Genomic DNA, 11,283 nt, shown 5'->3' on the forward strand with positions numbered 1-11,283 from the left:
AATTTTTTCATGTCTTCCCTTCCTTACGGTATTTTTTCGTTTCAATTGGGATTGTATCTATGAATAATAAACAATTTTGTTTAGGAAAGTCTTTTGAATCTCGAATAAAAGTTGTTCATATCTATTTATTCGTTCAACAATCTTGTTATATCTAATTTTGTAAATAGTCCTAAATATTCGATTAGTATTTCATAATCCCTCTTATAAACTCCCGAAAAGTATATCATACAAAGAACCGAAAAGATTATTAAGTCTAAGAGAGATATTTTCTCTCTGCGTGTGTATGGCGATTTGTATTTGACGACTATTAGGTAAAACTTAGCTCGCATAAGATTTATTAAACGCTTAATTCTCGGAATTTTAGATTTATCTACGATGTTATTACCTCCAACTATTTTTTGTAGTAATCTATAATCATATAGTTATATATTTATCTATTTGATGGGAACTACCGTAAAATAAAGATTTATTTTTTAGAAGATTTTTTGGAAGGTTCTTCTTTTGTGATGATTATTTTCTCTGCCTTTATAACTGCGTTGTGTAATATAATCTTTATTCCTGGTGGTAATCCACCAAATCCTCCTGGGAGTTCTAATGTAGGTACTGCAAATCCTTCTTCAACTTCTTCAACAAACTCCTCCTCTTCTTCAACCTCTTCTTCCTCAACTTCAGCCCATCTCTCAACAATAGGATGATTTTTCTCTTTTAAGAATTTCATTAACTCATCGGTATTTGATACATCCTCTTCTGTTGCAATTTTATCATATAAATCCTCAGGTATTGCATCTTTAACCTTCTCTTTCAACTCCTTTGGAAGCCAAACTACTCTTTGCCAACCACCATCTGCCTGGAAGAACTTTGGAGATCTCATATATTCAATACACATTCCACAGAAACCTTCAACCTGCTTTCCACCACTACACTGCCCTGCAAGTGATGAGAATGGAACACCCATTGGAGTTTCTCCTTTAAAGTCCCTATGCACAACCCCAAACCCATCAACCTCAGGGATGTAGAAGGTTATCGCCTCAAAACATCCACATGATGTTGATGGTTTATACATTACACTATGCAATGCAACCTCTTCAATTGAACCTTGAGATTTTTCTTTTACAGCCTCATTAACTCCTGAGTAAATTCCTAACTTCCCATCAAGTAATTCTCCTTTTGGAACTTCAAATATTGGCCCTTCTGGATCTATCTTTGCCGCTGCCCTTGCATCGAAGTAGGTAATTCCTCCACATAACGCTGGTTTATCAGGGGTTATAATACAGACGTGCGTAGGGGCAAAACTTTGACACATAACGCATCCATAAAATACGTCAACATCCTCTTCACTCAACTCTCTTGCCCTTGCATCTCTTTTTGCATAAACCTCTCTCGCCTTTTCAAGTTCTTCCTTAACCTTATCAGGATCGGTAATCAACTCAACATCAACACTTTTTATAAATGGAAATTCTGCCTTGTATAATCTTTGAATAACTTTACCTATATGCTCTAATGTTAATCCTTTTGATGCAGAACTTTTATTTACCCTAATCCATACACTATCTCTTTGATTTAGGTGCATAACTCCCTCGATATAGTTAAAGAACTCGTGGATTCTTCTCTCCAAAACACCCTCCAAATCTTCCTCTAAGTTGTCCCCACCAACCCTAACAATGATTGCAAAAGGGGTTCTTGTCCCTTCTTCCACTTCACTAATATCTTTCCCAATAATCTCTACTTTATCACTTGCCTCTCCAACCCTAACAAGTTCAAAACCATAACTCTTAGGTCCAGCTAATTCAACATGCATATCTGGTCCTCTAACTCTTTCCCCTTCATTCATCGGCCCAACTGATACAGGAATATCATCAAACATGTTTCAAACCTCCATTATAACTCTTCAAACTTTTCACTTATGATTTTAATGAGTTTCTTCCGTTTTTCTTCCTTAATTATCTCAAGTGACTCATCACAAACGAGTTTTAATGCATTATCCTTACACGCCTCAATACATGCAGGAGTTAACCTGTCTACATCCAAGCAAAGAGTACATTTATGGGCAACCTTTTCTTCAACAAAAATTGCCCCAATTGGACATGCTATGGCACACATCCCGCAGCCAATACATTTTTCTTTATCAACGATTGGAATGTTTTCTTTTAGATAAATTGCATCAACAGGACAGATTTCTTTACATGGAGCAGTTTCACACTGCATACAAAAAATTGGAATGTTGTTAAATTTTTTTATTCTACTTACTCCATGAATTTCAGCACATTTGTTAATACAATCATCACATTTTGAGCATTTTGAAGGATCAAGGACGATAATTTTTGGATTCATAGTATCCCTCCCAATGATGAATAAAGTTAATTATTTCCCCAAGGCACCGACTAACTTTTTAATAACATCAATATGCTCATCTTTTTTCATGTTTGGAAATGAATAGCATGCGTTTGGATGATAGAATGGGTCAATTGTCACAGTTATTACGGAAGAGAAGTGCTTCAAATGAGTTAATGCCTGAGCAAGGTAGTAATAAGTAATTCCAATGAACAATGCCAAATCATGTTCTCCCTTTGCAAGATATTTCATGATATCCAACAAATTCATCTCTTTTGGTGTGTAGATTTTTTTTATGTTTAATTTACTAAGAACTTCCTCAATATCCTTATCCAACTTACACCCAACAATTAAAATAGGATTTTTGCTCCTTTTTATCATCTGAATTAATATGGTTGGGGAAACAATATCAGCATGATTCAAATTTGTCCCTGATGTTGGTTGGTATGGAGTAGTTCTATCCATCTTTTTCACCTTCTATTTTATCAAAAAGTTAATTAATAAATAATTGTAGGCTCTTTTGGGATTTTTTCTCTTGGTTTCCATCCCTTTTCTTTTAAATAATCCATAACTTTGTCTTTTATCATGAATGGAATATCTTGCTCAGTTCTTACGAATTTCTCCAAATCAGGCGGCATTGTTCCAAAGTATTTTTCATAAACACTTACGTAGTGGTAGATTTTCATTGCCCTTCCTTTTGGACCGTCATTTGGTCTCATGCAGAGTTTTGGAATCATGCATATACATTCTTCCATCGTTTCTGCTGTTACAATTAGATGTTCTGGGGTTGGTTCAATTTTCATTATTTCTCCAGTTCTTTTATCTAAAATCTCAAAGTCCTCTCTATCGCTTAAATATAACCTTCTGTATTTTGCACCATGTGGTCCAACTATAACAGGGATTCCCCATCTATTTACTCCAGTAGCAATTGCTGCCGCTTTTTGGGACATTGCACCCCATGCAATACCAACAGCCCCGACTCTATTTAATATATAATCTGCAACTTGCTCAAAGTTCCCTCTCAATGGAACTTTTGCGAAGATGTTGGCTATTTTTATCGCTGCTCCAGTTATGTGGCAGTTACTTAAACAACTTCCAACATTCACCAATCCACCAGATTCAAAACTTCCGCCATATTTTTCATATAGTGTTTTTCCATCCTCATCCTTCCACATTCCAATCGCCATTGCCGCACATCCACTTGCAACGACAATGTATTTCCTCTCCAAGAATTCCTTTGCTATCTTTGCAACCTCTTCCTCACCGTTTGGATGGTTAGAGCATCCAACCAATGCAACAACTCCAGGAATATCTCCAAATACAATTGGAGCCCCAACTCTCCTTATTTCAACATCCTGTATAGGCCCTCTTCCAGCCCTTATCTTAAATTTCAAATCCTTAATGAATGCCTCTCCAACCTTTGTTGTCATGCTAACGATTGGCAAATCCCTCTCACATTCACTCTCACATCTACCACAACCATAACATACTTTGTACAATTCAACGAATTTGTCAAACTTGCCTTGCTTTGCCTCAATCATCGCCTCCTTTACCTCAAATGAGTTTGGACATACTCTGTTGCACCATCCGCATTCTGTACATTTCTTTGCAAGTTCCACAACCTCACTCAAGTCAGGGAGGCATTTTTTGTCCTTTCTCTCTTTTGAAATTATTTTAGATAATTCTACAGCAACTTTCCCTACTTTTTCCTCATCTAAAATTAAAGCAGCCCTATTCCTCAATATATATCCAATCATTTCGTCTTCACTTAAATGGGAAATGTCTTCTAAACCTAAGCACATCTTTTCGTTTGTTGCTATCAAAACAGCCCCAGTTTTTAATGTCTCTTCTAAAATATCTGTTCTTATACATTGTTCATCAACAATAACTACATCAGCAACTCCACTCCTAACAAACATCAACTGCCTTGATAAAGGACCGACAATCTTTGCTCCCTCATTGTATCTTGTTAAATCTATTGCAGTACAACAAATTCCACAGACCTCTATTTTATCATCCAAATCATTTTCTTCCAAATAATCCATAATATACCTACCAGGAACGACATTATGTCCTATACACAAAATTACTGGTTTATTCTTATCTATTGTTCCAAAACCCAACTCTATTAATGGGGCATCTTCATCTCCTTTTGGCATATTAAAACCAACAATTTGGGCAATATCTCCCACTTCTCTCGCTAAATCATCAATCATCCCAGCATGTAGTGCTTTACTCTCAAAATCAATGTAAGCACCTTCCTGCCCTGTGTGTGCTGCAGACAGTAAATGAGTTATCTGCTCTTCACAGTAATCCAAAATCTTTTCCAAGTCCCCGAGTGTCTTTGGCTTTATTCCAGTGACAGTTCTTGCTATTGGTGCTTCAACATCTATATTGTTGCCTAAGTTTATTGGATAATCCCTACCCAACTTCTCTATCAAATAATGAACAAGATGCCTACTATGTCCTGCGTGACATGCAGCCCCTATACAACATGCAATTAAAACTATTCTTGCCTGTTGGGATTTGATATCTAATCCACATGCTCCTTTCTTTCCTCTACTCAAATCACACTTTCCAAAAGTACATAGACAACACATATCACAAATTGGCATATAGAATGGAGGATATCTCTTCAATAGTCTAAAGTCCCACTTCCTTAACGTTGGAACTTTCGGCATTGGTGTAGGGCCCATTGGCTCCCAATCCTCTTCCTCAACTTCCTCTCCAAATTTTATGGTTCCTTTTATTTTGAAGTTTTTTAATTTCAATAATGGAGATGACATTGATTTTATATCTCCTTCCATTCTCACGGTTCCACCATCGATAATTGTCGAATTTATCATTATTAATCATTATAATTATTCTTTGATATTAATTTTTTACGTGTCATATAAATATTTTGTTATGAAAAATTTCCAAAAAGTATTACTCTGGCGTTTTTGCAAAAATAAAGAATTTAATTACGCATTTTTTTAATTTAATGCAGAAAATTTTTACAATTTGCAAATCTATAAATTAACATGTTTAAATAAAAATATAAAAGAATACGCATTTTTAATTTATCCTAAGAAAAATCTTCGATTTGCGATTTTATAAATTTAAATATATTGTTATAAAAAAAACAAAAAATAAAACGCTCATCTTCAAGTATCATTACCTAACATGATTATAAGTAATTCAGAGAACCAATTCGATTTATAGTTGTATATAAATGTATAGAAGCTTACATATAGGTGGAGATTTTTTCGACTAATGCCTCGATGTTTTCTTAGATAAGGTTTGATTATCGAATGGAAGCATTCGCAGTTATATTCCGTAGAGTATTCCCTCGATGCGTGATTAACTGTTAAATGATTAGAAATCTTTTTATGTAAAACATCTCTCCTAAAGGTATTCGCCTTTTAGCGAATATAGTTCCAGTTAGGTCGTTAAAGTGTCTTTTACACGAATTACATCTGTATCTTTACAACATCTTTCGAACCACAATATGGGCAAGTATATCTATCACTCCATCTAATCTCCCTTATAATTGCAATACACTCCTCATCCTTTGGTATGAATAACTTATATACTTCGACGCTCATAAAATTATATATTGCGATTATTATTTATATATGTAATTGTAAGTGAAGATGAGCGAAATAAAAAATAAATGAAAGCAAAATTACCTCCTGACATTGAAGTTTATAACAATCTTTACATTCTTCATGATTATCTGAATACCTCTCTCTTTTGCAATGTCCAATATTGTTTCCCCAATTTCGATACCTTTTTCTTCTTCTTTAACTTCTTTGCTCTCCTCTATTTTCTCTTCTTCAGTTTCTTCAACCTTTTTCATCACTGGATGTCCTTTCTCTTCTAAGAACTTTGCCAATTCTTCAGTATTTGATACATCCTCTTCTGTTGCAATTTTATCATATAAATCCTCAGGTATTGCATCTTTAACCTTCTCTTTCAACTCCTTTGGAAGCCAAACGACCCTCTGCCAACCACCATCTCCCTGCAAAAACTTCGGAGACCGCATATACTCTATTGCAATTCCAACAAATCCTGGAACTTGCTTTCCACCACTACACTGCCCTGCAAGGGATGAAAATGGTAAACCAAATGGTGTCTCCCCTTTAAAGTTTCTATCTACAACCCCAAACCCATCAACTTCAGGAATGTAAAATGCTATAGCCTCAAAGCAACCACAAGATGTGCAAGGACTTGTTAATGCACTATGCATTGCAACCTCTTTAACACTCCCTTGTGACCTACTTTCTACAACCTCATTAACTCCTGAGTAAATTCCTAACTTCTCATCAAGTAATTCTCCTTTTGGAACTTCAAATATTGGCCCTTCTGGATCTATCTTTGCCGCTGCCCTTGCATCAAAATAACTTATACTTCCACACAATGAAGGTCTATCTGGGGTTATAATACAGACGTGTGTAGGAGCAAAGCTTTGACACATTACACATCCATAGAATACATCAACATCTTCCTCACTCAACTCCCTTGCCCTTGCGTCCCTATCAGCATATATTTTTCTTGCCTCTTCAAGGATTTCTTTAACTTTTTCTTCATCAGTTATAATCTTAACCTTACATTTTTCAATTATTGGGAAGTGTTCTTTAAATAATGCTTTTACTACCTCTGCAATGTGTTTTAACCTCAATCCCTTGTTGAATGAGTTTTTATTTATCCTAACCCAAACTTGGTCTCTTTGGTTTAAGTGCATAACTCCTTCAATGTAGTTTAAGAACTCATGGACTCTCCTCTCTAAGACCCCTTCAATATCCTTTTCTAATCCTTTTCCATTAACTTCAACAACTATTGCAAATGGATTTCTACTTCCCTCATCTATCTCATCCAACTCTTTTCCAATAACCTCAATACCATCCTCAACATCATCCTTAACCACAACTAACTCACAACCATAGCTCTTAGGTCCTGCTAACTCAACTTGCATATCTGGGCCTCTAACCCTCTCCCCCTCATTCATCGGTCCTACTGACACAGGAATATCAAATTCAGCAACCTTAACCTCAACGCCTTTCATTTTCAAAGCATTTTCAACAATATTCTCAATATCTGAACTCTCTAATGCCCCTTCAATAACTGGAACTGGGTTGTTTGTTATAACTGGGACTCCTGCCTTTATACACCCTGCCCCTGCTGCAAGTGTTATGTCATCAACATCCCCTAATGCCACAACAACTCCTGGAACTCTGTTTGTTATGTAATCAATTATTTCCTCTGCCTTTCCTGGTTCAATACCCCCAAAAATTAGCGGGGCTCTTATAGCAAGGTTTGCAGCATGGACTGCAGAGGTTATGCCATCTCCAAGTGGAACCAATAATTTATCCAATCCATATTCTATTCCTGCTTCATCCATTTCCTTAACTATTTCCCCAACAAACAACGCTAAAATATTTCTCTTCCTTATGTCATCAATCAATTTTCTTAATTTTTCCTCATCTCCAACCTTTCCAATAACAACCAAAATTGCCGGGATTTTTCCTTCTACAAGTGGAACCCCTAAGCCCCTTAAGGTTTCATCAGGAATAAAGCCAACATAAGGTTCTTTGTAGGGTGTTTCTTCTGTTGCGTATTTTAGTGCCTCCAATGCCTCTGCACATAATAATGTTACAACCCCTGCATCGAGAGCATTTTCTAAGGTTTTATCATCTTTAATTTCAAGTGAATTTATCAATTCCCTCAATTCATTGATGTCTTTAATCTTTTTTCCTAAAAGACCATATATTAGAGGGAGGTTATAGTTTGTTCCTTTATAGCCAACTTCCCTATTTTCTACATCTTTTAATGCATCTTTTGTTAAATTCAACACCTTCTTTGCCCCTTCAATTATATTTTCAACAACCATCTGTTTCACCACCATTTATAATGATTAATCATTACAAATATCTTAACTACAAACTGTCGTTTGCGGAAATTTGCACGCATTTGAGTGCAGTAAACTTTAAAAATGGGCTAAATTATAGATAAAATTTAAAATAAAGCATAATACATTTTTAATTTTAATTTGGATTCTAATAACACAACACAAACGACTATAATATATTATAGTAAATTACGCAATGCGTATTTTTATTAATGGTTATTTGCAAAAATAGCAAAAATCTACAAAAAATTATTTGTATGATTAATAATCATCAAAAGAAAAATGCATAAATGCGTAGCAAAAAAATAGGGTTTTTAAAACTTTCTATTTTTGATTTTGAGTAATATTTTTCCTGATTTTTTGAATATCAAAAACATAATTTATATTGGAATCTTATGACCATCTTTTAAGATGCTGAGAACAAGAGTAACCTTACAACCATTCACATTAACAAGCGGATAAATCTTTTCACTTAAAAACCTTCCTAATTCTTCCATATCCTCAAGAACAGCCACACACACTGCATCATATTCCCCAGTGGTTTGGTAAAGTTGGGTTATCTCATCATAACTCTTCAAAATCTCAAGGGTTTTCTTTACCTCAGAAGGTTTTAAATAAAGTCCTAAAATTGCAACAACATCCTTTCCTAATTTGTGGGGATTTACCGATATGTGGAATCCGTTTATTATACCATTTTCCTTCATCTTTTTTATTCTTGCCCTAACCGTTCCTTCGCTTATCCTCAACTCTCTTCCAATTTCTCTAAATGATTTTCTTCCATCCTCCTGCAAAATTCTTAGTATTTTTAAATCAATTTTATCAAGATTCATTATTTCACCATTTACCAGTATCTTCTCTCTCCAATTTTAACAAGAAACTCACAGTAATCATCTCCTTTACCACAACATTTTGTTTCCGTAACCTTAACATGTCTCTTTAATTTACTCTCTAAAGTTCCACTTATCAAACCTGCTTCAAAATGGCACAATGTAGTTCCAACATTTGGGGCATTGTAGCAGGAAACACACTCTCTCAGTATTAAAATCATCTCATCATCATCAATTTTCTCTATTTCCAATATCCCAATTTTTGCCTTTTTTAATATTTCAGCAAAGTTTTCCAACAATCTTGTTGGGGAGTTACTGACATAATTTGATATTACATTCTTTCCAATATCTTTACCTATGTTGTATAATATTGCCTCAACACCACATCCTGCTGTTAAAATTCCAATCCTCACCGCTTGAAATATTGATAATGGAATTAAATCTCCTAAATCTCTCTTTGGTGGATTATTTTTTATTAAGTTGTCTATGTTCTCATCTATTCTCTTCATCAAAAGATACTTGTCCATAATATCACCACCAATAAAATCATAAAGGATAATCACATATAAATCTTTGAGAAAATAATTCAAATTTATAATGATAATATGAGAGTTAAAGATATAGCGTTGGAATTTGTCTCATGTATAGTTATTGGTATTATTGTTGGTTACATAATAGGTACTCAAACTAACAATATGATTTATGTAGTTGTTGGTTTATTAATTGGTATCTTAGCAGGAATTTCACGATTTATTAAATTTATAAGGAATTATGGGTAATGGTGATATTTTGATTGCGAAAATCAAAGACGTTCAAAATCATCCCAATTCTTCTTTAGAGAAAGAGGAACTAATAATTAAAGAAGAGGCAGAAACTAACGAAGAGTATGGATGTAACCCATATGAGAGAGAAATGGATGACTTACTAAAAAATGGAGTGGTTGTTATTGATAAACCTTCTGGTCCTACATCTCATGAAGTGTCTACATGGGTAAAGAAGATATTAAATTTAAAAAAGGCGGGACATGGTGGGACATTAGACCCAAAGGTAACTGGTGTCTTGCCAATTGCATTAGAAAATACTACAAAATGCATCCCTATGTGGCATATCCCCCCAAAAGAATATATCTGCTTAATGCATTTGCATAGGGATGCGGATGAGGAAAAGATAAAAAAGATATTTAAAGAATTTGAAGGGAAAATATTGCAGAGACCTCCTCTAAAGGCAGCGGTGAAGAGGAGTTTAAGAATAAGGAAGATACATAAATTGGAGATATTAGATATTGATGGGAGAGATATTTTGTTTAGGGTTAAATGTCAATCAGGAACTTACATAAGGAAGTTAGTTGATGATATGGGGGAGGCATTAGGAACCTCCGCCCATATGCAGGAATTGAGAAGGGTAAAAAGTGGGGTTTTTGAGGAAAATGATGCCGTTTATCTGCAAGATTTAGTTGATGCATATCATTTTTGGAAAGAAGATGGTGATAAGGAGGAGTTAAGGAGAATAATAAAGCCAATTGAATATGGGTTGAGGCATTTAAAAAAGGTTGTTGTTAAAGATTCGGCAGTTGATGCAATATGCCATGGGGCGGATGTCTATGTTAAGGGAATCTCTAAGTTGAGCAAGGGGATTGGGAAGGGAGAGGTTGTTTTAGTTGAGACGTTAAAAGGGGAAGCAATTGGGGTTGGAAAGGCATTGATGAACACAAAGGAGATTTTAAAGGCAGATGAAGGTGTTGCAGTTGATGTTGAGAGGATTTATATGGAACCAAACACTTATCCGAGAATGTGGAAAAGGAAGAAGTAATTTTTAGAGTTACAGAAAATTTAACATAATTATTTTTTTGGTGTGATTATGAAAGTTGGAATTACGGCAATAGTTCCACCAGAAATTATCTATTCAACAAACCACACACCTTTGGATTTAAACAATTTTGTTCCACAATCTAATATACATCCCAAAAATAAATTATGTGCTTGGACGGGAGTTTGGAGGGAGTTGATTCTAGAGAATAAAATTGAGATTGATAAGTTAATTGTTCAGTATCTCCGAACATCATACTAACTAATAGAAAACTTAATATTTGGTAATATCGAATAGTTAATATCAAAAAAATATGGAGGTGAAATCATGAAGGGGATAAAACACACAATAATAAAAATCCTTTAACGAATTTAACAGTTTTGTTGGTAAGGCTTTACAAATTACGCCGAGGATTTATCGGGTTGAAGG

The 11,283-nt window shown here is 34.8% G+C and carries 11 protein-coding genes; 3 read left to right on the forward strand and 8 right to left on the reverse strand.

The features are described from left to right. Nucleotides 1–466 precede the first annotated feature (466 nt). The 8 genes from cdhC to METFODRAFT_RS08130 all read right to left on the reverse strand — a co-directional run bounded on the left by cdhC (nt 467) and on the right by METFODRAFT_RS08130 (nt 9,575). Nucleotides 467–1,864: a CO dehydrogenase/CO-methylating acetyl-CoA synthase complex subunit beta gene (cdhC, locus tag METFODRAFT_RS08100; protein ID WP_007045100.1), complete on the reverse strand. Its 1,398-nt coding sequence runs from the start codon at nt 1,862–1,864 to the stop codon at nt 467–469. 14 nt (nt 1,865–1,878) lie between these two features. Then, nucleotides 1,879–2,331, reverse strand: coding sequence for a 4Fe-4S dicluster domain-containing protein (locus tag METFODRAFT_RS08105; RefSeq protein WP_007045101.1), 453 nt, complete (start codon nt 2,329–2,331; stop codon nt 1,879–1,881). A 30-nt stretch (nt 2,332–2,361) separates the two neighbouring features. Further along, on the reverse strand, nt 2,362–2,796 hold the full coding sequence (cdhB, locus tag METFODRAFT_RS08110; protein WP_007045102.1) for a CO dehydrogenase/acetyl-CoA synthase complex subunit epsilon: 435 nt from the start codon (nt 2,794–2,796) through the stop codon (nt 2,362–2,364). 32 nt (nt 2,797–2,828) lie between these two features. Beyond that, entirely contained in the window at nt 2,829–5,138 is a 2,310-nt protein-coding gene (gene cdhA, locus METFODRAFT_RS08115) for a CO dehydrogenase/acetyl-CoA synthase complex subunit alpha (protein ID WP_007045103.1), read from the reverse strand. A 645-nt stretch (nt 5,139–5,783) separates the two neighbouring features. Then, on the reverse strand, nt 5,784–5,918 hold the full coding sequence (locus METFODRAFT_RS10740; RefSeq protein WP_007043599.1) for a transposase: 135 nt from the start codon (nt 5,916–5,918) through the stop codon (nt 5,784–5,786). A gap of 80 nt (nt 5,919–5,998) precedes the next feature. Continuing rightward, on the reverse strand, nt 5,999–8,203 hold the full coding sequence (gene acsB, locus METFODRAFT_RS10285) for an acetyl-CoA decarbonylase/synthase complex subunit alpha/beta (protein ID WP_007045104.1): 2,205 nt from the start codon (nt 8,201–8,203) through the stop codon (nt 5,999–6,001). Nucleotides 8,204–8,601: 398 nt separating this feature from the next. Continuing rightward, nucleotides 8,602–9,051 carry an Lrp/AsnC family transcriptional regulator gene (locus METFODRAFT_RS08125; protein WP_007045105.1) on the reverse strand — a complete coding sequence of 150 codons (450 nt, stop codon included), beginning with the start codon at nt 9,049–9,051 and terminating at the stop codon, nt 8,602–8,604. Nucleotides 9,052–9,062: 11 nt separating this feature from the next. Then, nucleotides 9,063–9,575, reverse strand: coding sequence for a V4R domain-containing protein (locus METFODRAFT_RS08130; protein ID WP_007045106.1), 513 nt, complete (start codon nt 9,573–9,575; stop codon nt 9,063–9,065). 78 nt (nt 9,576–9,653) lie between these two features. Here METFODRAFT_RS08130 and METFODRAFT_RS10745 point away from each other — a divergent pair, with 78 nt between their 5' ends. The 3 genes from METFODRAFT_RS10745 to METFODRAFT_RS08140 are packed head-to-tail and all read left to right on the forward strand — an operon-like array spanning nt 9,654 to nt 11,115. Beyond that, nucleotides 9,654–9,827 carry an AtpZ/AtpI family protein gene (locus tag METFODRAFT_RS10745; protein WP_007045107.1) on the forward strand — a complete coding sequence of 58 codons (174 nt, stop codon included), beginning with the start codon at nt 9,654–9,656 and terminating at the stop codon, nt 9,825–9,827. Nucleotides 9,828–9,840: 13 nt separating this feature from the next. Continuing rightward, complete coding sequence (locus METFODRAFT_RS08135; RefSeq protein WP_394296034.1) at nt 9,841–10,857, forward strand: RNA-guided pseudouridylation complex pseudouridine synthase subunit Cbf5; 1,017 nt, start codon at nt 9,841–9,843, stop codon at nt 10,855–10,857. 48 nt (nt 10,858–10,905) lie between these two features. Further along, nucleotides 10,906–11,115 (forward strand): hypothetical protein, encoded by a 210-nt coding sequence (locus tag METFODRAFT_RS08140; protein ID WP_007045109.1) that lies wholly within the window; start codon nt 10,906–10,908, stop codon nt 11,113–11,115. The last annotated feature ends 168 nt before the right edge of the window (nt 11,116–11,283 follow it).

This window comes from Methanotorris formicicus Mc-S-70, from assembly GCF_000243455.1.
Taxonomy (GTDB): Archaea; AGJL01; Methanococci; order Methanococcales; family Methanococcaceae; genus Methanotorris; species Methanotorris formicicus.

What these genes read in the sequence shown, in the direction of transcription:
- cdhC (WP_007045100.1), bottom strand. Translation starts at nt 1,864, where the DNA reads ATGTTTGATGATATTCCTGTATCAGTTGGGCCGATGAATGAAGGGGAA.
- METFODRAFT_RS08105 (WP_007045101.1), bottom strand. Translation starts at nt 2,331, where the DNA reads ATGAATCCAAAAATTATCGTCCTTGATCCTTCAAAATGCTCAAAATGT.
- cdhB (WP_007045102.1), bottom strand. Translation starts at nt 2,796, where the DNA reads ATGGATAGAACTACTCCATACCAACCAACATCAGGGACAAATTTGAAT.
- cdhA (WP_007045103.1), bottom strand. Translation starts at nt 5,138, where the DNA reads ATGGAAGGAGATATAAAATCAATGTCATCTCCATTATTGAAATTAAAA.
- METFODRAFT_RS10740 (WP_007043599.1), bottom strand. Translation starts at nt 5,918, where the DNA reads ATGAGCGTCGAAGTATATAAGTTATTCATACCAAAGGATGAGGAGTGT.
- acsB (WP_007045104.1), bottom strand. Translation starts at nt 8,203, where the DNA reads ATGGTTGTTGAAAATATAATTGAAGGGGCAAAGAAGGTGTTGAATTTA.
- METFODRAFT_RS08125 (WP_007045105.1), bottom strand. Translation starts at nt 9,051, where the DNA reads ATGAATCTTGATAAAATTGATTTAAAAATACTAAGAATTTTGCAGGAG.
- METFODRAFT_RS08130 (WP_007045106.1), bottom strand. Translation starts at nt 9,575, where the DNA reads ATGGACAAGTATCTTTTGATGAAGAGAATAGATGAGAACATAGACAAC.
- METFODRAFT_RS10745 (WP_007045107.1), top strand. Translation starts at nt 9,654, where the DNA reads ATGAGAGTTAAAGATATAGCGTTGGAATTTGTCTCATGTATAGTTATT.
- METFODRAFT_RS08140 (WP_007045109.1), top strand. Translation starts at nt 10,906, where the DNA reads ATGAAAGTTGGAATTACGGCAATAGTTCCACCAGAAATTATCTATTCA.